This window comes from Photobacterium sp. GSS17 (assembly GCF_028621875.1).
Lineage (GTDB): Bacteria > Pseudomonadota > Gammaproteobacteria > Enterobacterales > Vibrionaceae > Photobacterium > Photobacterium ganghwense.
This window is the reverse complement of record NZ_CP117517.1, coordinates 2,350,576-2,374,870: the sequence shown is the minus strand read 5'-3', so window position 1 is coordinate 2,374,870 and position 24,295 is coordinate 2,350,576. Positions and strand designations below refer to the sequence as shown.

Genomic DNA, 24,295 nt, shown 5'->3' with positions numbered 1-24,295 from the left:
GTTTAGACAGGTATTTTTCACCTCGCTAAGTTGTTTCACAGGTGCTTTCTGATATGTCTGAACACTCACACCAATGCGTTATTATCGGTATTGCAGGTGCCTCTGCATCCGGTAAAAGTCTGATCGCCAGTACAGTTTATAAAGAGCTAAAAGAAAAAGTAGGCGATCATCAGATCGGTGTTATCACGGAAGATTGTTATTACAACGATCAAAGTCACCTGAGCATGGAAGAGCGGGTTAAGACGAACTACGACCATCCAAATGCCCTTGACCACGATTTGCTTTGCGACCACTTGCAAAAGCTGATTAACGGTGAAGCGGTTGAAGTTCCTCGTTACAGTTATAGCGAACACACTCGTATGGAAGAAACCACCACTCTGACGCCGAAAAAGGTGATCATTCTGGAAGGTATTCTGCTGCTTACGGATCCTCGCCTGCGTGAACTGATGCACGCCAGCGTATTTATGGATACGCCGCTGGACATCTGCCTGCTGCGCCGTCTGCAGCGTGACGTGGCGGAACGTGGTCGTACAATGGAATCTGTTCTGGCACAGTATCAGAAAACTGTTCGTCCAATGTTTATGCAGTTCATTGAACCGTCTAAGCAATATGCAGACATCATCGTGCCTCGCGGCGGTAAGAACCGAATCGCGATCGATGTACTGAAAGCCCACATTGGTAAGCTACTGCGCGCATAATTGTTTCGTGTATAATCAATCCTTTCAATCAGGCAGCATCCGCTGCCTGTTTTTTTATGGTTCAGAAAACTTACAGCAAAATTATTTGTCTTTATCAGAGAGATACGTTTAGGCTTCTCGTTGAAATGCGCTGTTGAAATGGGGATTCAATGAAAAAGATTTTATTTGCCTTACTGGCAATTGTGCTGGTCGTGGTGATCGGCATTGCAGCTCTGCTGGCACTGGTTGACCCAAATCAGTTCAAGCCAATGATTGCCGAGCAGGTTAAGAAAGCCACCGGGCGTGAGCTGGTAATGGACGGGGATATCAGCTGGCGCTTTTTCCCAAGCGTGGGGCTGGATATCGGAAAAACGGAATTCCGTAATTCGGCAGGGTTTGCGGAAGAAAACCTGATGCGTTTTGACCGTGCAGAGTTGTCAGTATCGGTATTGCCGCTACTGTCAAATCAGCTGGAAATTGGCAATGTCAGCCTGCACGGCGGCCGGGTATTTATCCAAACGCTGAAATCAGGTAAGAGCAACCTGGATGGCCTGGGACAGGCAAAAGACGAATCCGGAGCTGACACCTCAGCACAGGATACGGCTAAAGACACGGCCAATGCGCCGAAGCAAGCATGGGCTCTGTCACTGGAAGGCATTGAAATTGTGGATGCCAGTGCAGTGATTCGTGACGATAAAGCCGGTACGCTGACACAGGTCGACAAACTGGACTTTGTACTGAATCGCTTTGCGCCCGGTGAGTGGACCGCAGCCAGCTTTGACGTAACGGGCAAAAACGGTGAACTGAACTTCCAGGCGAAAGGCAATACTGAGCTGATGATTGCCAAAGCGATGGACACGGCTGAGCTGAAAAAGCTGAGTCTTCAAGCTGCAGTTAATGATCCGAAAAACGACATTCGTGGTTTTACCCTGGCGATGGATCAGTTCAAACTGGGGGAATGGTCGGCGATCGAGTTCGCGGTAGAAGGTCAGATTCCGGATTTGACGTTCGATGCCAAAGGCTCGACCCGCCTGAAAATGGATCCAGCATTAACTGTTGTTGATGTACAAGCGTTGGATATGAAAGCCGACCTGAAGGGGGCGGTACTGCCGCGTCCGGAAATGAAGGTAGCCCTGAAAACCGATGCGACTTATCAGCTGAAAGAGCAGAAGGCGACTCTGGCGAACCTTGCGGCGGATATCGATGAACTGTCGTTGACTGGTAAAGGCTCATTTAAGTCTGCCAATGTGCCAGTCATTCGCATTGATTTGGCCTCAGACAACATTGATCTGGATGCCTTCCTGGGTACGGAAAAATCGGCACAGGAGCAGGCGGCAACACCGGCTGAAGGTGGCCAGAAACCGCAGGTTCCGGCAGCGGCCAAAGATAAGGACGCAGAGCCGGATCTGTCGGCACTGAAAACCATTGATTTGGCAGCGAATGTAGCAATCGGCAAATTCAAAGCCGCAAATGCCAAGCTGAGCGATGTGTTGCTGAAACTGACCATCAAAAACGGTGTGCTGAACATGTCATCGCTGGATGCCAAATTGTATCAGGGCAGTATTCACGCTACCGCGAAGCTGGATGCGAACGGCAAACTGCCAACTTACCGAGTGAACAAACAAATCAAAGGCGTTCAGGTTCACCCATTGCTGATGGATGTGGCGCAAAACGATGTGTTGGCCGGTACGGGCGATATCAGTGTTAACCTGTCAGGCACAGGTCTGTCGGAAAATCGTATTCGCCAGAACGTTGCCGGCACACTGGCGATTAGCTTTGCTGATGGCGCGATCTACGGTGTAAACATTCCTGAAATGATCCGTGAAGCGCGTGCGACCCTGAAAGGCAAGAAAGCCGACTATGTCGAAGAAGAGCGTAAAACGGACTTCTCTGCCATGAAAGCGACTTTCAAGGTAGGCAATGGGGTGGCCTCAACCGATAACATCGATGTCGATTCACCGCTGTTACGGGTGGATGGCAAGGGTTCGACCAACCTGATGTCTGAAGAGCTCAACTTCCTGATCAACACCTCTCTGGTGGCAACCAGCAAAGGGCAGGGCGGTAAAGACATTGATGAAGTGGCTAACTTGACTGTGCCGATTGATGTGAAAGGTAACTGGACGGAGCCGAAATTCGGGCTGAATCTGGCAATGCTGCTGAAGCAGAATAACGAGCTGGAGAAGAAAGCCAAGAAAGAGGTTGAGCGCGGTCTGGAGAAACTGTTGGGTGACAAAGCCAAAGATGAAGGCGTTAAAGACGTGGCCGACAAGCTGCTGAAAGGGCTTTTCAACTAAGTTGATCAAAGCATTGTTTAACTAAGCATCGTTCAACGCATAGCAGCTCAGCTAATTTTGCTCAATGAAGAGCTGTTTAAACTCAGGACTGTTCAACGAGAGCGAGAGGTTCGCTTTGAATGGGCTCAAGTTGATATCAATACAAGGCCTGCATCTGCAGGCCTTGTTGTTTGTACTGTATCAATGTTTTGCTGCTGTGATGAAAAACAGAGTACGGCAGCGAGGTTAGGACCGTTGAGGAAGCCTTAGGATTAGACAAAGGCTTTTTTCTTTTTCTGCGTTTTCTGATGCTCCAGGCTGTCCTGAAACGCTTTGAGTAAATCGACGGCAGACAACATGCCAACCAGCTCGCCAGATTTGTTCAGAACCGGTGCCGCTCCGATCTGGTGTTCCAGAATGGTGCCAATGGCTCTGGACAATGTGTCGTAGGTATGGACGGATACGACATCTGTGCACATGACATCCTGTATCAGCAAATCATCCGTTAGCTGATACTCGTGACCAATCTCCGGGGTTTCATCAACCCAGCCCGGCCGACGCAGTTCCCGATCGCTGACAATGCCGACCAGCTCACCCTGCGCGTCCACCACAGGCAGGTGGCGGATGGCTTCATCTTTCATCATGAAAAATGCCTCCCTCAACCCGGTGTGTGGCTCAACAGTAATGACTTTCGGCGTCATGTATTCAGACACTTTTGTTGGCATCTCATCTCCCCTCTAAGAGTGAATAGCTAAGACTGCATAGCTTGAGTGAATGGTTGTTGCCTTATCCACCCTAGCGAATTCCAGACAGGTTAACTGCGAGCCGCGCCCAAGTTTTACTTTTGTAAACGAATGCGTCTGGCGGGTACGCTTTACATATTGTCTGAGAGCAAAATCTGGTATGGTACGCTCCGGTTTTCATAATCTTGTGTGATTAAACACAGCCTTAATAAGGAGTTGAAGTGGATTCAGTGACCCAAGCTGCTCTCGGAGCAGCGGTGGCCGGAATGATTGCGGGTAGAAATTGCTCGCCGAAAGTCTTGCTGGCCGGGGCGGCATTAGGCACGATTCCGGATTTAGATGTGCTAATCAGCTACGGCGATCCGGTTTCCGATATGGTCAACCACCGTGGCTTCAGCCATTCATTACTGGTGTTGCTGCCGTTTTCATTTTTGCTCAGCTGGATATGGCAAACTGTTAAGCCCACTCGCATGGGGTTGCCCCGATTGTGGCTGCTGGTTGCGGCGTGTTTGATTACCCATCCGTTGCTGGATGCCTTTACCAGTTATGGCACGCAGTTATTGTGGCCGCTGGCGCTACCGGTCGCGATATCCAGTATTTTTATTATCGATCCGCTCTACACTGTGCCTCTTTTGGTGTGTCTGGCCGCCAGTCTGATGTGGCGGGATAAAATGGCGCAACTGTGTCGGGTTGGTGTCGCGATCTCGTCGGTGTATCTGATCTGGTCGCTGGTTGCATACAGTCTGGTATCGCACCGCGTTGAAACGCAACTGGCGGACACCCCGCTGGCTGAAAGACCGGTCTTTATTACTCCAACGCCGTTTAATACCCTGCTTTGGCGTGTTGTTGTTCACGATGGCGCTTATTACTGGGAAGGGTTGACCTCACTGTTGGATAAAAACACCGAGGTCGATTTTATTGCCAAAAACCGTGGCCATTGGCCGATTGAGGAACGATCCAACTACCTGCAAATGATCGAGCACTTTAGTGCGGGATTTGTGAAATATGAGCAGCGTGATAACACACTGGTGGTAACGGACCTGCGTTTAGGCATTCTTGATTACATGCCGTTTCAGTTCTCGCTCGCGCAACAGGATGAAGCCGAAGAATGGCTGCTGACCGATCCGGTTCAGCTACCGACGCCGCCTGTTAAACCGAAGCATCTGCCGGCACTGTGGTTGCGATTGCTGGGAAATCAGGATATTGATGCTAATTTGTGCCATGTCTCGGAGTGCCCTCATCCGGTAACATTTGCCAGCAACTAACGATCATGAATGACGATGAGCGATATGTCATAGATATTAACTGTTCGTTTTGAGCGACGGCTGACAATCGGTCAAATGACAAACCCGGTAAACCTTGGTGAGCCGGGTTTTTCTTTTTGACGTCCTTTCATTGGTTCCGTATTGCGGCCTTCGTCTTTTTTGTGTGGTGGTTCTGGCAAGAAGTCAGCGGTAAGTGGGTTGGATGGTATGAGGACTGAACGTTCTGTGTATCCAATGCTGGATAAATATTCGGATGAGTGATTTAACAACCAATGGATGCCCGGTTTGTTGCGGAGAGGTAAATAACGGGTTTCTCAATAGTATTCATCCTGTGGAATAAAATGGGTGGAAAGAAAGCAAATTTCCGTCATTTGTCACATAAATGTAAGTTGCTGAAATTACTAGGTGGATTCGCATAGCCAGTGATTTAATTCGCTCAGTATACTTGTCGTCCTGATTAAAAGGTTAATTATTATCCCGCTTGTGGGATATGCATTTTTCGATATAGGGAGATAGCGAGTATGCTGTATCTGGAGTTTTTATTCCTCCTTCTCGTGTTATATACCGGTAGCCGGTTTGGTGGTATCGGCCTGGGCGTCGTGTCGGGGCTCGGTCTGCTGGTTGAAGTGTTTGTTTTCCGAATGCCGCCCACCTCCCCGCCAATCACGGTAATGCTGATTATTCTTGCCGTGGTGACCTGTGCATCTATTCTGGAAGCCGCTGGAGGCCTGAAATATATGTTGCAGGTTGCTGAGCGTATCCTGCGCAGTAATCCAAAGCGTGTTACTTTCCTCGGTCCGCTGGTGACATACACCATGACGTTCATGTTGGGAACCGGTCACGCGGTTTATTCCATCATGCCGATCATCGGGGATGTGGCTCTGAAAAACGGCATCCGCCCGGAGCGACCAATGGCCGCTTCTTCTGTGGCTTCGCAGCTGGCGATTACTGCCAGTCCAATTTCTGCCGCAGTGGTCTATTACCTTGCTCAACTTTCCGGTGTTCAGGAAAGCATTCACCTGCTGACGATCCTGATGGTGACAGTGCCTTCAACATTGCTGGGTACCCTGCTACTGTCGCTGTACAGCCTGCGCCGTGGTGCTGATCTGGAAGACGATCCTGAGTATCAGCGTCGTCTGCGTGATCCGCTGTGGAAAGACAAAATCCTGAATACCACGTCCACGTCGCTCGACGAAATTCTGCCGGCGTCGGCCAAGCATGCCGTGCTGCTGTTCCTGTTGGCGCTGATATCGATTGTGTTTGTGGCGATGGTGCCGGAAGTCCGTACTATTGGCGATGAGAAGGCGATTCCGATGTCTGTCGTCATCCAGATGATGATGCTGGCGTTTGGTGGTCTGATTCTGTTGGTAACAGGCACAAATGTTCAGAAAGTCCCGGAAGGGGTGGTTTTCAAATCTGGTATGGTGGCGGCCATTGCGATTTTTGGTATCGCCTGGATGAGTGATACCTACTTCCAGTACGCGATGCCGTCATTCAAATCGGGCATCACCGAAATGGTGCAGGAATACCCATGGACCTTCGCACTGGCGCTGTTCATCGTTTCGGTGGTGGTGAACAGCCAGGCGGCTACTGCGCGTATGATGCTGCCGGTAGGGATGGCGATGGGACTTAATCCGGCTCTGTTGATTGGTTTGATGCCAGCTACGTACGGCTATTTCTTTATTCCTAACTATCCGTCAGACATCGCGACCTGCAACTTTGACGTGACCGGGACAACCAAAATCGGTAAGTGGTACTTTAACCATAGCTTTATGATGCCGGGCCTGATTGGTGTGATCTCGGCGTGTGCAATAGGTTATACCATCGCTCAAATTGTTGTTTAATCGCAACTAAGTCTCAGATACCAAATGCCATCAGGTTGATCCTGTTGGCATTTTTTTATGATTATTGTTTGATATTCATGCTGAATTTTAAAAGCAATCATAGATTCATGCTTTTTCAGAATAAAGGTGTGCTCTGATAACAGCAAATAGCTATAGTGATTAAAAACGCGCCAAACGAAATTCCTTTTCTTCAGCCGCGTTTCAGGGAATAAGACATAAAATGCTTCGTATAGATTGTGCAGTCAGCAATCTGTAGCGGTTTATTGGTGATTAGCGATCCTGATTTTTAGGGTATGACCTCCAGCAGTTTAGCCGCCCCGAAAGTGCCAACAGAGGTGAATAATGAAAAAGACTGAATTGGATGTGCTACGGGCAAGGATGCATGACAAAGCACTACAGAAAGCGCTGGATTTCTACCGAAAGAAGCACCGCAAAGAGCGTGTCGCCCGATGTGAGGCAGATTAAATAACCCTTGATATCATCGGGTGGAGTAATGGCTCTTTGTTTGCTCATTCATTTCGGCTGTTTGATATAACGTTCTGAGACAATCACCGGATAAATTCTGTTTTATATCGTGCACTGCGTGAATATCGCGGAACGGCAGACCGGGCAAACGCCCTTATAAAGGCTTAATGAAAAAGGGAGTGTAGTGACACTCCCTTTTTGTTTTCAGCTATCTGGTGGCTTTCTGGATTTATCCGTATTCGCGTCTGGCTGTAGTGATCCGCTTTTGTCAGTCTTCCGACTGATTTTTTGCCGGATCAGTGAGCTTCTCATACGGCCAGTAATGGTGCCCGACACGGATAAGCAGCGTGGCAGCGGCCAGAATAAAGGCTGCCAGGGCCAGCCAGACAACATAAATACCATCCAACTCTTTCATGCCGAGTGTGATGTATCGGGCGATCGCCATGATGGCGATATAAATCGGATAACGAACCGGGATTTTACCGTTGGTGACAAATTGCTGCACCATGGCTAGTACTTCCAGGTAAATGAACATCAGCAGAATATCTGTCAGCTGAATTTGCTTGTTCACGTACACGTGAATGAACTCGTTGACCATGGCTGCGAGGGTTGCCAGGGTAATCGCAACCAGCAGAATGGCTTCCAGAATATGGAAGATTTTCATAAAGGGCCGGGTAAACTGCGGCGGTAACTGGGAAGACATGGTCAATCCTTTTAGCAAGATAATGATTTCATTATATTAAGCTTGCCGGAAAACTGGAATGATTCTGTTACGTTACAGGGGGAAACAGTGTGGTTGAAAGGCTGGTGAGCCAGGATACAGAAAGGCCGCCGTCTGCAGGAGTGTTCTTTACCGGCAGCCTGCAGTGAGTTCAATGCTTGATGAATAAAGTGAAATTCAGCGGGGCAGGTAGTAACCGGCACAAGTTTGCACCGGTATCCCATTATTACCAGTCAACGCCTTTACGGGCTTTAATACCACTTTCGAAGGCGTGTTTGACATTGCGAACTTCCGAAACGGTATCCGCCATTTCAATCAGGCTGCGGTGTGCGCCACGTCCGGTTACAACCACTGATTGCATGGCCGGGCGGTTTTGAATGGCTTCTAAGACCTCTTCCAGCTCAATGTAGCCGTAGGTCACCATGTAAGTCAGCTCATCCAGCAGAACCACATCGTAACTGTCGTCAGCCAGCATTTTTTTACACTCAGCCCAGGTTGATTGCGCTGCCTGTGTGTCTGCCTCTTTATTCTGGGTTTCCCAGGTAAACCCGGTTGCCATGACCGCAAAATTTACACCGTGCTGTTCCAGCAGTGCACGCTCGCCGCAGTCCCAGGTACCTTTGATGAACTGGCCGACGCCGCATTTCTGACCATGGCCAACTGCGCGTGCGATAGTGCCAAAGCCGCTGGTGGATTTGCCTTTACCGTTTCCGGTAATGATCAAAAACAGGCCTTTTTCTTGCTGGGCCGCATCGACGCGTGCATCAACTTCTTCTTTGATTTTCTGCTGGCGGGCTTTGTAACGTTCGTCTTTCTGATTCTGGTCTGCCATGAGAACCTTATTCCGTTTGTTAGGATGAGAGGCTTGCTAATAACACAAGATAACCCGCGATTTCTGCAAGCTGCTGTGTGGCACCCAGACAGTCTCCGGTGTAGCCACCCAGTTGCCGGGTAAACCATCGGCCACACAAGTGGCGGACAAGCAGTAGTGCAACGGTAACCCCGATTGCTGTCGATAGCGGTAAAAGCAGTAATATAAACAAACCGGTAAAAATTAAAACCCACAAATCTTGATGACTTTGCTGAGTCGCCAGCGGTTTCACCTTGCTTTGCTGATCCAACTGGACATAGGGATAACTGAATATCAGACTGGCGGCGATGGCCCTGCTCAGGCCGTGCATCACAATCAATGCGGTAGCGGCCAGTTCAATGTTGAGTGTCGCCAGCTCGGTCAGCAGTGTCCATTTCAGCCCTAAGCTGATGAACAGAGCGGCAGCGCCATATGTACCCAGCCGGGAGTCTTTCATGATGGTGAGTTTTTGCGCCACATCCCAACCACCGCCAAACCCGTCAAACACGTCTGCCAGACCATCCTCATGGAATGCGCCGGTCAGTAATAAGCTGGCTCCCATCGCCAGCAATACTGCGACGGAAACCGGCAGAAAATTCGCACTCAGCCAGAAGACCGCCGCGCTGCACAAACCGATCAGTACCCCAACCAGCGCAAAGTAGCGATTGGCCTGATTCAACCGCTCCGGTGAATAGGGGGTATCGGCTGGTATCGGGATGCGGGTGAAAAAGGCTAATGCGATGAGAAAGGTCTGCCATTGCTTGTTCATGAAGGTTCCTGGCTGAAGGCGATGCGATAAGTAGCTGTAAGGTACTGAAAATGGTTAGGGAAATCTATATCGTGAGAAAGCTATCCCGTAAGAAAGCGATATCGTAAAAAGAATAACAAGATGCACCGTCGGAATAATCATAAAAGGAGCCGCCAGGGCAATAATAATAGCCAGTGATATTGTGGGAATACAAAGGGATGGATATGAGGGGGAGATAGGAGTGATTAACGATTTTCTCCCGCCATTCCTGCTCCGGATAAGGCATTTTTGAGCATTGAGCATTGAGCATTGAGCATTGAGCATTGAGCATTGAGAGCGTCGGTGGATGTAAGTCAAGCGATCAGCTAACTGAACGTAACGGGTTGGTGAAGCAAGGCCGTTTCAATTCAGACTCTCGTCACTTAGATGAAAACCGCTGATACACTTGGTATTGTTTATATTCTGGTGCATATTGAGACGGATGAGCACCGAGACAAGAACACGGTAAAACGCAGTATCAGCCAGATACTGGCCACACAGAACAGGGTTGTGCTTAGTTGCCGTTAGTTAGAGATAATTGTAAAAATGACAGGAAGTGAGGATTAAATGAGCTGCATATTTTGTGAGATCGTGGCCGGGAATGCACCGTGTCATAAAGTTTGGGAAGATGAAGACCATCTGGCATTTCTGTCTATTTTCCCCAATACCAAAGGGTTTACTGTCGTTATTCCTAAAGCTCATCATGGCAGTTACGCCTTTGAACAATCGGATGAGGTGCTGAGCAAACTGGTGTTGGCTACTAAACAGGTTGCCCGATTGCTGGATAAATCCTTCGATAATGTCGCACGGACCGGTATGTTTTTTGAAGGATACGGCGTCGATCACCTGCACAGTAAATTGTTCCCGATGCACGGAACAGGCAATGATTCCCGTTTCCAACCGGTAGAATCAGTGTCTGACAAATACTTTGAGCAATATGAAGGCTACCTTTCTTCCCATGATAGTCATCGCGCTGATGATGCCGAGTTAGCCAGTGTGGCGGCGCACATCCGTCAGGTAGCGGAGAAATCAGTGTAACAAATGGTCTGAACCGTATTGTTTTAACTGTCGTTGTAAGCAGGTTTAGAGCAAGTTACCTGAACTAATACAAGTTACCTGCTCCGGTCTGTACCGAATTGTTTCATAAGGCCGTCTCACAGAATTATTTACAGTCTCGAGACGGCTTTAGCTTAACGGGCATGATCAGGACGAATACTCAGTACTCGCTGAGAACATCATCCAGTAATCGATCAATAGCCTGTACCACGTCATCGCTGGCACTTTCCATGGCTTCAATATGCTGGAGTAGTGCCTGTGATGACTGATGTAACCCTGCATGTAATGCGTTTTTACCGGAATCATGCACTAACTGGTGTGGCGGGTTCAGTTTGCTGAAACTCGGTAAATGGCTGTATTTTTCCATGCCCGCGCCCTCAAAGTACCACTTGCCCAGACGGCATTCGGTATGGGCATTCAGGACAGAGGCAAAGTTTCGCTGTTCGATTTGGCTATAGACATTGTTTTTCCAGACCGTGTGATCAAGTTTCACCGTATCAAGAAAAGCCCTTGTGGATGCAGCTCTAATCACTTCCTGCATGTGCTTAGACTTAGTGAGTACGTCAGAAACTACGACCTCAATTTGTGTCGCTGATGTGGCAACATCATCGGCGCAATGACGATTTTCATTGATTGATTTTTTGATGCCGTCAGTTTGCGATTGTACCTGATTGACCAGTGATTCAATATCCGAACTGGCGCTCTGAGCTTTACCGGCCAGGTTTCTGACTTCACTGGCAACCACGGCAAACCCACGTCCTGCTTCACCGGCCCGTGCGGCTTCAATGGCGGCATTCAGGGCTAATAGGTTGGTCTGCGATGAGATTTCCTGAATCATTCCGACTAATTTTCCGATAGCGTTGGCCGTGTTGTCCAGCACAATGGCAGATTCCATGCTCTCCTGTGCCTGCTGTTCGATTTTTTCCGCTCTTGAAGTGAGCCGTCTTAACGCCTGATGAGTTTGAGAAAACATTTCATCAAGCTCTTTTAGTGCCTCATTTTCTTGCTCCAGACTCTCCGCGCTGCTGGCTAAGCCATTACGGATCGTTTCTAGCATTCCACTGCCGCGCAGATGTAAATTCAGCAGAGCAATCTCTAAAGTGTTGGATTGTTTTTCTAGATCGAGTTTCTGGTGAAGCTGGCTTAATTCAGCATTAAGTTCCTGGATTTCAGCTTGGTGGTTTTCTCGTTCTTGCTGTAATTGTCGCCGTAGTGACTCGACTTCTCTTTTTATTGTTTTATTTAAAAGCATAAAATTCTCAAGGCTGACTTAATTGAGATGAATGTAAATAACTTCTTTCTGGCAGTATACGAAGTTCGCATCCCTCGGAATGTAAGACGAATCACGAATAGTTATTCGCAACGTGGGTATTTGGGGGCAGGAAGACGATCTTCTAAAAACCGATTATTGGTTGCCTGTGTTTTAATTGATCGGCTGGTCATGGTTTTGGTATCGATCACTTTTTGCTTGTCCTGCTTTCTGTGTCAGCACTGAGTGAGTGTGCATGCATCTGTCAGGTTATCGATGGGTACCCAGCCAGAGGTTTCGACTTTATTGCTACAATTTGGAAATTCACACCATATCCAACCGTTCATACGGGTTGATCCATACAGTGTATCCCCTTCATCCACGTTTAATTCCCGCGCGGTATAGCTTTTAAGTGCAATGGCCGTGTCATTGGTTATTCTTTTGAAAATTTGCTCGGGAACCCATCCGGCTGCACCGTCTTCAGTCCGGCAATAAAACCAGTTGTGCCACTCTTCCTGACCTTGATATTCTTCGCCTACGAACAATGTGGCGCCTTTCGCAAAATGAATAGGGTGAGGGTATTCACTTCGATGCTGGCGTGTGACTTTGTACAGTTTCATCTTTTCCCTTTTCAGTAAAAATGTGACAGCACTTCCTTCGGCTGCTTTGTGAATAATTAAAGAAGCATTGAGCGTATTTAATTGCCGTAGTCGTTAACGGCCAGCTTCTACCATAGTGATAATCTTCCTCGCTTTTTCAAAATGATCCAGCTGATGAGTGTGTATCCACCAAGTCGCCGCTTCCATCAGTAATTCCGGGTCATCGTTTTTATTGGCAAAGAATGCATAAAAAGAAACCCCCACGTTTTCTCCTTTCTTCGCGATCTTTTTTGTACAAACGTCGATGATTTTTTCTCTTAATGAGTGGCGCATAATGCTGGTTATCCATTTTCCGTTTTGTTGGTGCAAACTGATTGCCGCTTTGGATAACATTATCCGGTTGTTGCGGCACCCGTTGCTTAATACTGCGCCCCATCAATTTTTCTGACCGGAATACTTTGCAGTAATTCGGTGTCAGCCATTTTCATGTTGATCGCTATTATCTGGGAAGCGCATTGAGGTGTGGTTTTATAGTGCGTGATGCAGCCGCAGAGGTGACAACGGTGGAACTCAACTTCTTTGTCACCCCAGATGTAGAATATTGACTTTTCTTTTGCAAAACTGATCACCACTTCTTGCGGTGGGTAGTACGCCCATGATGCGGCATAACGGCGGCAAATCGAGCAATTACATTCACCCACTTCTTCAGGCTTATAGTTCGCTTTCAGGGTGATATTTCCACAGTGGCATGAGACTTCCATGTTAATCCTTTACTTTTATATATAGCTTGTTAAGTAAGCTTGTTAGTGTGCTGCTTGTATTTACGTCTGGCGTGTGTAGAGTCAGTGGTCGGTAACCAAGTTTCTTTTTTCATATCGCTGGCTAGCTCCTGTGCAACCCATTTATCCATCGAGGGTGCGGAATCATCACATCTGGTAGTTCAACGGTGCTATAACAGTGGACCGCGGCGTATCTCCATGTTGGTGCAATGTACGCATGGGGACTATTGAAGATAATCAACACTCATTGGCTGACTGCTGAGGAATAATTAAGACTAAGCCGCCAAGAAAATCGAATACGGCCAGTGTAGCGGATATGTGGCAGCTATGTGAATCCCTGTATTGCAACCTGAATGTTTCAACGCATTTATATTGGCGGTGATCTGAGAAAGGGACAATATTGAAGAAAAACAGGATTCAGCCAAGCGTATGTGGCGTTTGAATCCTGCAAAAATTGGCGGTAAAAGTGTTAGCGTTGAGCTTGAGTCACTTAATTCGAGTTTCTTAAACCTTTAAGAATAGAGAGTGCGCCACTTTCAGTGTGCTCGATAAGCATGCTTTGGGTTTCCCCTTCGACGTTTGTCAGAGCACCCATGGGTAAGACATTGAGATTGACCAGTTCTCCGGTCCATTCCAGATAATAGATCTTGCCCGGGTTAAATGTGCCGTTAACTTTTAATTCTTTAAACCAGTCACTACGATTTACCTTTGGCATCGTAATGACATGCTCACCAGGCTCAAGGTCTACGCGAAGAAAGCCGCCATTTGTCAGACAGCCTTTTTCAACCTCATCAATGATGACGGGACGACAAATCAGTGCTCCAACAAATTTACTTTGTCTCATAAGATACAGGGCACTTTTATCGCTGTCGACTTTTACAGAGTTATCAAATTTTGCGCCGGTCGTCACACAGCCGGAAAGGAGCATCACTGCCAGGCAGTGAAAAAACAGCACTAACTTTTTCATTTCTTTCTCATTGGATGAATGGATAACGCAATAATATGCTTCGTGTAACAATATGTTAAGAAATAAATGAAAGTTATTCTCATGTATTTGTGATCAAGATTAAAAAAGTGTCTTTAGCGGCTTGGGCAATGTAAATGACGATACCGCGTCGAACGATGATTCAATCGAATAAAATAAGTTCAAAAATAGGGTGTCGGTGAAAAGCAATTAATACATATAACCTAGCCAGTCGATTGAGCCGTTATTCCAGACTTTGCCACTGATCGATTTAATGAAAAGATCGTCGACATGCTCAGTCGCCACACCATAATTTTGATGTTCATGTAATCTTAACCAGGTATTTGGCTCGCTGACTTGGGTAAAACCGTGACGTGTATAGAAGGCTGCCAAATCGGAAATCAGGATAATGAAGTCAACATCTTTCGTTCTGGCATAATCGCTGAGTTCAGTTAACATCGCTGAGCCTATACCTTTTCCCCGATAATTCGCGTCGATGCAAAAATCAATAATCCCCAGTATTTTTAGTGGGGTCTCAGCGACATTGATGACCCGATAATCCAGCCCCATATAACCGACAAGCGTGTCATCCCGGTATTTCGTCACTCGCATATGGGGTAATTGCTTGTAATAAGAACGTGCTACCTGATGTTCGGGGAATGCGGCATTTCGCAACCGAGTAATTGTTTCGTGCTCTTGGCGGGATACATCAATTTCAGCTGTGATTTTCAATATTTCACTCTTCTGTTTTTTAAATCTGGCATTGGCCTGTGGCTGGACTTGTTTAGCGGTCACTTCGCGGCAGGCTGAGATTTCCGCGCAGATGTTAACCCCAGAACTTGTTGCTCTGACACGGTATATTCATCCGGTCTACTATGTCACGGGGAGCATCTGGCATTTGAGATCTAAGGCATGAAGGATAGGGTAGTGTTGAGGCCGTGCGAAGCTATTGATGAATTTATTTTCAGCAGCAGTCACAGGATTGGCGGGCAGGCTTGAAGATAGGCAGGCAAACTGCTATTGCTGAGGTACTGGCTATGGGTCTTAATGGGTAACAGGAGAGGGTATGGTGCAACGGGTTTTGGTCGTCTGCATGGGTAATATTTGTCGTTCACCGACGGCTGAAGCGGTATTACGGACTAAAGTGGCAGAACGTGGGCTGTCCATGGAGATTGATTCTGCCGGGACAATAGGCTATCACGCAGGAGAGTTGCCTGATCCGCGTTCTCGTGCAGCAGGGGAAGCTCGGGGATACAGTTTTTCTGGGATGCGTGCCCGCCAGGTGATTCCTGAGGATTTTGAAGTATTTGACCTGATATTAGCGGCAGATAACGCTAACTTACGGGATCTTCAGGCCATTTGTCCGGCTGATTATCGACACAAGGTGAAGTTGTTTATGGCGTATGGCCGCAGCGGCGTCACCGAAATTCCAGACCCGTATTACGGTGGCCCTCACGGCTTTGAACATGTTTTGGACTTAGTGGAAGACGCAGCTGAAGCGCTGTTGGATACATTGCCGATTCGCTGAGTGGCGTTCACGTTTCGTGACGATCGCTCAGGTATGTTCTTCACGTCTGTAATATGCAATGAAACGCCCGCATTACGCGGGCGTTTTGATTTAGCTGTTAACATCTTTCTGCGCGAGGTAACCAGCACCAAAAATCCAGAGCCAGAAAAAATCGCCAGAAAACCAGAACCACAAAACGACTATCGTGGCTGGTTAGCCCAGAGTATCGGTCGCTACTTTGTACGTCGGGTCTTCCATCAGGTTAACTTCCACCAGATTTCCGGCCTTTTTCAGCAGGGAACGACATTCAGGACTTAAGTGACGGATGTGCAGCGTTTTACCCTGGCTGGCATAGCGCTCGGCGATGGTATCAATGGCTTCGACTGCTGAGTGATCAGCAACACGCGACTGAGCAAAATCAATGATCACGTCTTGTGGATCATTTTTTGAGTCAAACAGGTCCAGGAAATGAGAAACTGAGCCGAAGAACAGCGGACCGTTCACTTCATAGATTTTCGAGCCGTTCTCATCGGTGTGGCTGGTGGCGAAAATATGCTTGGCATGTTCCCAGGCAAAAACCAGGGCAGAGTAGATCACACCCGCCAGTACTGCCAGTGCCAGGTCGAACGCCACAGTGACCCCTGTCACCAGGATGATGGCGAAAAAGTCATGTTTTGGTACCTTGCGTGCCAGCTTGAAGGTTGCCCATTCGAAGGTGCCGATCACGACCATGAACATCACACCAACCAGCGCCGCCAGCGGGATCATTTCAATCAGATCAGAGCCGAACAGAATGAACAGCAGCAGACCCACGGCCCCTGTGATGCCTGACAGACGGCCACGGCCTCCGGAGTTAATGTTGATCATTGACTGGCCGATCATCGCACAGCCACCCATTGCACCAAACACCGAACAGGTCACGTTAGCCAAGCCCTGGCCGACACATTCCCGGTTCCCCTGACCGCGTGTTCCGGTCATTTCGTCAATCACGGTCAGCGTCAGCAGCGACTCAATCAGGCCAACGGCTGCCAGAATCAGAGAGTACGGCAGAATAATCTTCAAGGTTTCCAGATTGAAGCCAACTTCAGGCAGCGCAAACGTCGGCAGTGAACCTGCCAGAGTAGCGTCGGCATTGCCACTCATCGAGCGGACAAAATCAATCACCGTACGGGTATCCAGGCCCAGGCCGTGTACCAACGCGGTAACGGTGATAATTGCAACCAGTGAAGACGGAACAGCTTTGGTCAGTTTAGGCAGGAAGTAAATGATGGCCATCGTCAGGGCCACCAGGCCCAGCATGAGGTAAAGTTGGGTACCCTGCATCCACTGAAGCGCCCCGGTTGCATCCGGTACTTTAAACTGGCCAAGCTGAGCGAGGAAAATAACGATCGCCAGACCATTCACAAAACCGATCATGACCGGATGAGGAACCATACGGATGAACTTACCCAGTTTAAAGGCACCGGCGAGGATCTGGAATACGCCCGCCAGCATGATAGCAGCAAACAGGTACTGGATTCCGTGTTCGGCAACCAAGCTGACCATGACAACGGCCATAGCACCGGTGGCACCGGAAATCATACCCGGGCGGCCGCCAAGAACCGCGGTAACCAGGCCGACGATGAACGCGGCATACAGGCCGACCATTGGGTCGACACCGGCAACGAAAGCGAAGGCAACAGCCTCCGGAACAAGAGCCAGGGCAACGGTCAGCCCTGAAAGAACGTCATTTTTGACTGACTGTCTTGAAAATTGTGGGAACTCAAACATGATGATTCGATTTGCTTTGGGTCTGGTGATGACAAAGAGCGTACAAAGGCCGTGATCCTACAGAAATCTGTGATTCGGTTCAACTTTTGTTCAACTTGTTTAGCAAGATTTGTCTCGGAATGTAAAAAAGCTTGATGGCTATTACGTTTATTTTGAAAAACGTGTGATTTTTCAGTTAGTGGGCATGTCTGCGGTGTGCTCGTTGTGAGTTCAAGCCGTAAAGGAGAAATCACGATAGCCGGAGGCACCGTTGTTACAAACATTTGGCAATAAAAAAGCCATGCCGTTTAAGGCATGGCTTTTATGGGTACTTTCATCGTCACCTGCCGGATGGTACCAGCAGGTGAGAGCCAGACGGCTTATTCTGCAGTCGGTTTGCTCATTGGCGATGTTGCACGGTTGCTTGCTCCCTGGCTGCCACCTTGACGGCCAAGTACACGAGGCTCACGCATTGGTGCGATGGCCACGATGCTTGATTCCGCTGCGATTGATGGTGCTGGTGCTTTGGTCATCGGAGAAACAGCATGGTTACCGCGAGGTGTATTCGCCGTCACTTGCTCTTTCACTGCTGCCACAACAACAGGTGCTTCAGCTACCGGTGCGACTGCATCTGCTTCAGCATCCATAGGCATTGTCATACCCATCATAGCGGCTTGTGCAGCAGCAACGGCTTCAGCAACCTCAGCATCCGCCGTGGTTGTTTCAGCGTTAACTGGCTCTTCGGCTACCGTAACGTCTTTAGCCACGTTAGTCGCCTCAGTTGCAGCTGATTCAACAACCTCAACGGTAGTCACCTCGGCTTCCTGGCGGGCCGGCTCGGCTGCTACAGGCGCTTCGGTTGGTTGCGCTTGAGCCGTCACCTCTGAGCGCAGTGGGAAGACTTTACCCATTGCCATCTCTGGAGACGCTACACCGCTACGCAGTGCCGGTACAGCCGATGCTTCAGTCACGGCAACCGTTTCTTGTGCAATCGTTGCTTCTGTAACCGTTACGTTTTCTGCCACTACAGCTTCTTCATCCAGAGCGACAACCGGCTCTTTAGACGCAGATGGCCATACTTTACCCATTGCCATTTCTGGTGAAGCCACGCCGCTGTGCAGACGAGGAACCGCCTTTGGTTTCTCAACAACAGAAATCACGTTTTCGATATCGTTCAGAACATCGCTGGCTTCTTCAACCGCATGACCGACAGCTTCCGTTACGATGCCTTCAACGTCTTCATCTTTTTCCGGACGGGTGTCACGGATACGACGACGGCGTTGGCCGCTTGCACGAAGATGACGCGGTGAGCGACGGTTACGGCGCTGACCGTTACCTTCCTGACCACCGTTGTCCTGTTCGATAGCTTCTTCCGCTGCTTCTTCAACAATCTCTTCAGACTTGGCCATTTTTGCCATTTCTGTGCCCATTGCTTGCAGTGGCGAAGCATCTTTCGCGTCCTGTACGGCATCCAGCATCAGCTCTTGTGTCTGCTCGGCATCATCAGTAAGACGCACTTTCTTACGCAGGTCACGGCGCTGACGACGTTGTTTCACCTTAGCGACTTTTTCCTGCTCAGGCTTCTCTTCCACAACAGGTTTTTCAGCTTTGGCCGGTTTCGCAGCCTTTGGTGCTTTCTCTTCAGTGCGGCGCTGTTTCTGAGCTTGAATGTCTTCACGGCGTGACTGACGTTTTTGCTCTTTCTCTTTACGCTGCGGAGCTGCTTGCTTATCGCTAGCCTGTGGTTGCTGTTGTTCCGGTTTGTCTTTCGCCTTCTCGTTACGACGGCGAGACATACGCTGTTCACGCTGCTCAGCAACTTGCTTGTTGTCCGCTTCCTGACGTTCAGGACGGTTACGGCGAGTGCCTTCTTTCGGCTGACGACGGCCTTCCTGACGCTCGTTACGACGGTTGTCCGGACGACGGTTGTCACGACGGTCACGGCGGTTACGCTTACCGTTGTCTTGTTTCTCTTCCTGCTTTGCCTCAGTGGCAGGCGAGAAGAAGTTAGCAATCGCGGTGATCAGGCGGCTGAAAATACCTGGCTTGGTTTCACTTGGCGCACTTGCAACAGGAGCCGCCTGCGGTTTCGCTTTGGCTTCCGGTTTTGGTTGCGGCGCGCTGAAACCTTGCAGAACAGGTTCTTCACGCTTCTTCACGGTCAGGCGCTCTTGAGGCGATTCGTTCGACTCGGCTTCACGCAATGCTTCAATCGCACGAGGCAGGTTGTAAGACAGTGTTTCATGCTCATCACCGGTACGGACACGAATCACTTCAAAGTGCGGCGTTTCCATATCGGCATTCGGTACGATGATCACGCGCACATCGTGCGATTTTTCAATGTACTGAACAGAACGGCGTTTTTCGTTAAGCAGGTAAGAAGCAATAGCCACTGGCACAATCGCCAGTACCTGAGAGGTGTTATCCTTCAGGGCTTCTTCTTCGATCAGACGCAGGATGGACAGCGACAGTGATTCACTGTCACGGATAACACCCGTACCGCTACAACGAGGACAAACGTGATGGCTCGCTTCTGCCAGAGACGGGCTCAGGCGCTGGCGAGACATTTCCAGCAGACCAAAACGTGAGATGCGGCCAATCTGAACACGGGCACGGTCCATACGGACGGCTTCGCGCAGACGGTTTTCTACTTCACGTTGGTGACGTACTGGTGTCATATCGATGAAGTCGATGACCACCAGACCACCCAAGTCACGCAGGCGCAGCTGGCGAGCGATTTCATCGGCCGCTTCCAGGTTAGTCTGCAGAGCGGTTTCTTCAATATCGCCACCCTTAGTTGCACGGGCGGAGTTGATATCAATAGAGGTCAGAGCTTCGGTTGGGTCGATAACGATAGAACCACCTGATGGCAGACGAACCTCACGCTGGAAGGCTGATTCGATCTGATTCTCAATCTGGTAATGATTGAACAGTGGTGTATCGCTGTTTTCATACAGTTTTACGCGAGACATGAAGTCCGGACGTACCTGCTGAATGTGTTCGCGGGCACGGTCGTAAATCTTCTTGCTGTCAATGACGATTTCACCGATGTCACGGCGCAGGTAGTCACGAATAGCACGAGCGATAACGTTACTTTCCTGATGGATAAGGAACGGTGCTGGTGCTGAGTCTGCTGCGTCTTTTACGCGATCCCAGTGGTTCAGCAGGTAGTTCAGATCGTATTCCAGATCTTCTGCTGATTTACCCACGCCGGCTGTACGCACGATAAGGCCCATGCCTTGCGGCAGTTCCAATGTGCTCAGTGCAGCTTTCAGCTGGGTACGCTCGTCACCCTCGATGCGGCGGGAAATACCACCTGCACGCGGGTTGTTCGGCATAAGAACCAGATAGCTACCAGCCAGAGAGATAAACGTGGTTAACGCGGCGCCTTTGTTGCCTCGCTCTTCTTTGTCTACCTGAACGATAACTTCCTGACCTTCCTTCAGGACTTCCTTAATGTTAGGACGGCCTTGGTAAGTGTAATCAGCAGGGAAGTAATCGCGGGCGATTTCTTTAAGAGGAAGGAAACCGTGACGTTCTGCACCATAGTCAACGAACGCTGCTTCCAGGCTTGGTTCGATACGTGTGATGCGTCCTTTGTAGATATTTGCTTTTTTAGATTCGTGGCCAGGGCTTTCGATATCCAAATCGAAGAGCTTCTGCCCATCAACTAATGCGACGCGCAACTCTTCCTTTTGAGTTGCGTTGATCAACATTCTTTTCATTATATTTTACTCGTTATTTCGTTGTGCTCGTTCTCTCAGCGCCAAGTTTGGTATTGGTGGTGCCCGACCCCAAGTCTGATCTTTCATGCAACCTCACGGCTGGAATTTCAGGGGTGCTAATGGCAACACGTCTTATCCAACTGTACCTGGATGGTTAGATCGGTAAATGTACAGCTGGCACACCGGTAATCACGGCGGTATCTCTCACACCAATAGAAAAATCGTCACAAAGAGAACAAAAAAACACTCCAAGGAAGTGAACGTCTTACGCCACATGCTGCGTTATTCGTTAGAGCGGTATATAAAGTAGTCAGGTGGGTGGTATTCTGCACACCCTGTTAGCAAAGTAGGCACTTTTTCCCACTTGTGCACGCCAATCATAGCAGGGTGACTTTTTTGCGGCAATCTGCTTTGTAGGCATGTTAGAATGAAACCCATGAAAGATGATAAACCAAAAGTGCAGTTCATCGAGATTTCTGATGATTTTGCAGGCCAGCGAATCGATAATTTTCTTCGAGCGCGGCTAAAAAATGTACCAAAAAGTATGATTTACCGGATTCTGCGTAAAGGGGAAGTGCGGGTAAACAAAAAAAGAATAAAACCGGAATACAAGCTGCAAGACGGGGATCTGGTTCGGGTACCTCCGGTCGTTGTCCCGGAGAGGGAAGAACAGGCGCCGGTCAGTACTAAGCTGGATAAAGTGGCGGAGCTGGAATCATGCATTATCTATGAAGATGATCACATGCTGATTCTGAACAAACCGTCAGGTACCGCTGTGCATGGTGGTAGCGGACTGAAGTTCGGTGCCATTGAAGCCTTGCGTGCGTTGCGTCCGGATGCGCGTTTCCTGGAGCTGGTACACCGTATCGACCGGGATACTTCCGGTATTTTGCTGGTCGCTAAGAAGCGGTCTGCACTGCGTAAGCTGCAGGAGCAGTTCCGCCAGAAAACCGTGCAGAAATATTACTATGCGCTGGTAATGGGCGAGTGGAAGGCTTCGTGTAAAAAAGTGACGGCACCGCTGCTGAAAAATGAGGTAAATAGTATTGTTCGGGTGAACCCGAACGGTAAGCCGTCTGACACCCGTTTTAAAATTATTGAACGACTGGAGCAGGCGACCCTGATTCAGGCGAGCCCGGTAACCGGCCGGACGCACCAAATTCGTGTTCACTGTCAGTATGCTGGGCACCCGATTGCTTGGGATGACCGCTATGGTGACCCGCGTTTTGATGCGTATACAAAGAAGGTGGGGCTAAACCGTTTGTTCCTGCACGCTGCGAATATCCAGTTCACGCATCCTCAAACGGATGAAAAGATGGATATCAGTGCGCCGATGGAGCCGATGCTGGTGAAAGCCATCGAGCAATTGCGCCGAAAATCAGCGTGAGGGGTGGTTGAGCTCCTTTCTGATGTAAGGCTCTGGCTTGAAAGTGGTGTGATTTGCCCAGTTTGGCGTTGTAATGCCAAATCGGTCGTAGGTGGCACTTCAAACACGAACGGCAGCGAAAGCTGCCGTTATTTGTTTGGGGTTTATATCAGTGGTTGACTGACACAACCACAACCACAACCACAACCACAGCCTCAAACCAAACAGGTGAAGCCTAGCCGGATAGGCGAGAGTGGGTGTAATTCGTAGCTCTAAAGGATTTCGATTCCCTGGGTTTGCAGCAGATCGCACAAGGCGATGAGCGGCAGGCCGACAAGGGTATTGGGATCTCGCCCGTCTAACCTGTCAAACAGGGCAATACCAAGCCCTTCGCATTTGAAGCTGCCAGCACAGTACAGCGGCTGCTCTTTGGCAACATAGCGGGCAATGGCTTCATCGCTCAGTTGGCGGAAGTGAACATGAAAAGGTTCACAGATAACGCGGCTGTCACCGGTTCGGGCATTAAAAACGCAGAGGCCGGTATAAAAGGTAACCACCTGGCCGCTGGCGTCTTTTAGTTGCTGGCAGGCTTTCTCTTCGGTCAATGGTTTACCGATGATCTTGTCATTGATGACGCAAACCTGATCTGACCCGATGATGATATGGTCAGGATGACTGGCTGCACAGGCTTTGGCTTTCCCTTCGGCCAGACGGCGAACCAACTGCTCAGCGTTTTCGTTGGGCAGAGGCGTTTCATCGCAGTCAGGACTGGCGATAGAAAAGGGCACCTGGAGTTTTTCCAGCAGGGCCTGACGAAAAGGCGAAGTCGATGCCAGCAGCAAGGGTTGGGTCATGACGGGTTTCCGGTTGAAATTGATTGAAGATAGTCTACGTGCCATCAGCATAAATGGCTATATAATGAAGGTGAGTCTGGTGAGAGACTGGTATCTCACCAGACAGTTGACGGTAATTTGACCGCATTGAATAAACCGTAACGGGTCATTCTCTGGCGGGCATTTACCATCAAATTGGCGGAAGTGGTGGTGACGACTGCGCTGCAGGTAAAATGGCACCCTCGAATTAGCTTAAATGCTGTTAATTCGAGCACATTTCCTTTGACTCAAGCTGATTAGAAGGCTAATATTCGCGCCCTATGCAAAAGGTAAAATTGCCGCTTAAAGTTGATCCGGTTCGCGCCGCTCAAAAGAAACTCGATTATGATGGCATCATCAAAGCCGAGTTACTGGAGCGTCTGGCCGAGTCAACACAGAGCGTAACACGTGATGCAAACGTCACCTTATCATTTGACCTGGACCAGCGTCATATTGCATTCATGCGAGGCCGCGCGGATGTGGAAGTGATGCTAACCTGTCAGAGATGTCAGGAAGAATTCAAACACGAATATAGTGTTGAATTCTGTTATAGTCCGCTCCTCAACCGAGAGGGTGCAGATGATTTACCGGAAGCTTATGAGCCGGCTGACGTCGACGAAAATGGTGAGATCAATCTGATTCAAATCGTTGAAGACGAGTTGATTTTGGAATTGCCACAAGTCGCTATGCATGATGAAGCTGACTGCAAAGCCAGCGGAAACATGACTTTTGGTGAGATCCCCGTTGCTGATGAGCGTCCGAATCCGTTTGCAGTATTGAAAAACTTGAAGTAAGTAATTTTTA

22 protein-coding genes are annotated in these 24,295 nt (G+C 49.0%); 9 read left to right on the top strand and 13 right to left on the bottom strand.

What is annotated here, in order from left to right; all coding sequences use genetic code 11:
* Positions 1 to 53 precede the first annotated feature (53 nt).
* Entirely contained in the window at positions 54 to 698 is a 645-nt protein-coding gene (udk, locus tag PGW97_RS10600) for a uridine kinase (RefSeq protein WP_047883376.1), read from the top strand.
* A gap of 149 nt (positions 699 to 847) precedes the next feature.
* Positions 848 to 2,971 (top strand): AsmA family protein, encoded by a 2,124-nt coding sequence (locus PGW97_RS10595; RefSeq protein ID WP_273857290.1) that lies wholly within the window; start codon positions 848 to 850, stop codon positions 2,969 to 2,971.
* Between the two features lie 251 nt (positions 2,972 to 3,222).
* Here the strand turns inward: PGW97_RS10595 and PGW97_RS10590 are convergent, their stop codons facing one another.
* Positions 3,223 to 3,675 (bottom strand): CBS domain-containing protein, encoded by a 453-nt coding sequence (locus tag PGW97_RS10590; protein WP_047883378.1) that lies wholly within the window; start codon positions 3,673 to 3,675, stop codon positions 3,223 to 3,225.
* Positions 3,676 to 3,914: 239 nt separating this feature from the next.
* Between PGW97_RS10590 and PGW97_RS10585 the strand changes: the two genes are divergently transcribed.
* From PGW97_RS10585 to PGW97_RS10575, 3 genes are all read left to right on the top strand, one after another.
* Complete coding sequence (locus PGW97_RS10585) at positions 3,915 to 4,958, top strand: metal-dependent hydrolase (protein ID WP_273857289.1); 1,044 nt, start codon at positions 3,915 to 3,917, stop codon at positions 4,956 to 4,958.
* Positions 4,959 to 5,479: 521 nt separating this feature from the next.
* On the top strand, positions 5,480 to 6,802 hold the full coding sequence (locus tag PGW97_RS10580; RefSeq protein WP_273857288.1) for an anaerobic C4-dicarboxylate transporter: 1,323 nt from the start codon (positions 5,480 to 5,482) through the stop codon (positions 6,800 to 6,802).
* A 342-nt stretch (positions 6,803 to 7,144) separates the two neighbouring features.
* Positions 7,145 to 7,267, top strand: coding sequence for a hypothetical protein (locus tag PGW97_RS10575; RefSeq protein WP_273857287.1), 123 nt, complete (start codon positions 7,145 to 7,147; stop codon positions 7,265 to 7,267).
* Between the two features lie 268 nt (positions 7,268 to 7,535).
* On the opposite strand, the gene PGW97_RS10570 is transcribed toward PGW97_RS10575, so the two are convergent.
* The 3 genes from PGW97_RS10570 to PGW97_RS10560 form a co-directional block, all read right to left on the bottom strand.
* Positions 7,536 to 7,970, bottom strand: coding sequence for a phosphate-starvation-inducible protein PsiE (locus tag PGW97_RS10570; RefSeq protein WP_047883381.1), 435 nt, complete (start codon positions 7,968 to 7,970; stop codon positions 7,536 to 7,538).
* A 244-nt stretch (positions 7,971 to 8,214) separates the two neighbouring features.
* Positions 8,215 to 8,820: a cob(I)yrinic acid a,c-diamide adenosyltransferase gene (cobO, locus tag PGW97_RS10565; protein ID WP_273857286.1), complete on the bottom strand. Its 606-nt coding sequence runs from the start codon at positions 8,818 to 8,820 to the stop codon at positions 8,215 to 8,217.
* 19 nt (positions 8,821 to 8,839) lie between these two features.
* Complete coding sequence (locus PGW97_RS10560) at positions 8,840 to 9,607, bottom strand: adenosylcobinamide-GDP ribazoletransferase (RefSeq protein WP_047883383.1); 768 nt, start codon at positions 9,605 to 9,607, stop codon at positions 8,840 to 8,842.
* 585 nt (positions 9,608 to 10,192) lie between these two features.
* Between PGW97_RS10560 and PGW97_RS10555 the strand changes: the two genes are divergently transcribed.
* On the top strand, positions 10,193 to 10,663 hold the full coding sequence (locus tag PGW97_RS10555; protein ID WP_217392746.1) for an HIT family protein: 471 nt from the start codon (positions 10,193 to 10,195) through the stop codon (positions 10,661 to 10,663).
* 178 nt (positions 10,664 to 10,841) lie between these two features.
* Here the strand turns inward: PGW97_RS10555 and PGW97_RS10550 are convergent, their stop codons facing one another.
* The 6 genes from PGW97_RS10550 to PGW97_RS10525 form a co-directional block, all read right to left on the bottom strand.
* On the bottom strand, positions 10,842 to 11,933 hold the full coding sequence (locus PGW97_RS10550) for a methyl-accepting chemotaxis protein (RefSeq protein ID WP_217392747.1): 1,092 nt from the start codon (positions 11,931 to 11,933) through the stop codon (positions 10,842 to 10,844).
* Positions 11,934 to 12,166: 233 nt separating this feature from the next.
* Entirely contained in the window at positions 12,167 to 12,550 is a 384-nt protein-coding gene (locus PGW97_RS10545) for an SH3 domain-containing protein (RefSeq protein ID WP_047883386.1), read from the bottom strand.
* Positions 12,551 to 12,643: 93 nt separating this feature from the next.
* Positions 12,644 to 12,862, bottom strand: a complete 219-nt coding sequence (locus PGW97_RS10540) for a DUF6500 family protein (RefSeq protein ID WP_047883615.1) — start codon at positions 12,860 to 12,862, stop codon at positions 12,644 to 12,646.
* Between the two features lie 86 nt (positions 12,863 to 12,948).
* Positions 12,949 to 13,290 carry a GFA family protein gene (locus PGW97_RS10535; protein WP_273857285.1) on the bottom strand — a complete coding sequence of 114 codons (342 nt, stop codon included), beginning with the start codon at positions 13,288 to 13,290 and terminating at the stop codon, positions 12,949 to 12,951.
* 508 nt (positions 13,291 to 13,798) lie between these two features.
* Positions 13,799 to 14,275, bottom strand: a complete 477-nt coding sequence (locus PGW97_RS10530) for a DUF2846 domain-containing protein (protein WP_047883388.1) — start codon at positions 14,273 to 14,275, stop codon at positions 13,799 to 13,801.
* A gap of 207 nt (positions 14,276 to 14,482) precedes the next feature.
* Positions 14,483 to 15,004, bottom strand: a complete 522-nt coding sequence (locus PGW97_RS10525; protein WP_273857284.1) for a GNAT family N-acetyltransferase — start codon at positions 15,002 to 15,004, stop codon at positions 14,483 to 14,485.
* A 337-nt stretch (positions 15,005 to 15,341) separates the two neighbouring features.
* On the opposite strand from PGW97_RS10525, the gene PGW97_RS10520 reads away from it, so the two are divergent.
* Complete coding sequence (locus PGW97_RS10520; protein ID WP_207103680.1) at positions 15,342 to 15,800, top strand: low molecular weight protein-tyrosine-phosphatase; 459 nt, start codon at positions 15,342 to 15,344, stop codon at positions 15,798 to 15,800.
* Between the two features lie 192 nt (positions 15,801 to 15,992).
* Here PGW97_RS10520 and PGW97_RS10515 read toward each other — a convergent pair whose 3' ends face one another.
* A complete protein-coding gene (locus tag PGW97_RS10515; protein WP_217392751.1) occupies positions 15,993 to 17,549 on the bottom strand; it encodes a SulP family inorganic anion transporter in 1,557 nt (518 codons plus the stop codon).
* Positions 17,550 to 17,908: 359 nt separating this feature from the next.
* Positions 17,909 to 21,253: a ribonuclease E gene (gene rne / locus PGW97_RS10510; protein ID WP_273857283.1), complete on the bottom strand. Its 3,345-nt coding sequence runs from the start codon at positions 21,251 to 21,253 to the stop codon at positions 17,909 to 17,911.
* A 436-nt stretch (positions 21,254 to 21,689) separates the two neighbouring features.
* On the opposite strand from rne, the gene rluC reads away from it, so the two are divergent.
* Positions 21,690 to 22,640: a 23S rRNA pseudouridine(955/2504/2580) synthase RluC gene (gene rluC, locus PGW97_RS10505; protein WP_217392774.1), complete on the top strand. Its 951-nt coding sequence runs from the start codon at positions 21,690 to 21,692 to the stop codon at positions 22,638 to 22,640.
* 251 nt (positions 22,641 to 22,891) lie between these two features.
* On the opposite strand, the gene PGW97_RS10500 is transcribed toward rluC, so the two are convergent.
* The gene (locus PGW97_RS10500) at positions 22,892 to 23,473 is read right to left on the bottom strand and encodes a Maf family protein (protein WP_047883393.1); all 582 of its coding nucleotides are present in this window, start codon (positions 23,471 to 23,473) and stop codon (positions 22,892 to 22,894) included.
* Between the two features lie 299 nt (positions 23,474 to 23,772).
* Here PGW97_RS10500 and yceD point away from each other — a divergent pair, with 299 nt between their 5' ends.
* Complete coding sequence (gene yceD, locus PGW97_RS10495) at positions 23,773 to 24,285, top strand: 23S rRNA accumulation protein YceD (RefSeq protein WP_047883394.1); 513 nt, start codon at positions 23,773 to 23,775, stop codon at positions 24,283 to 24,285.
* The last annotated feature ends 10 nt before the right edge of the window (positions 24,286 to 24,295 follow it).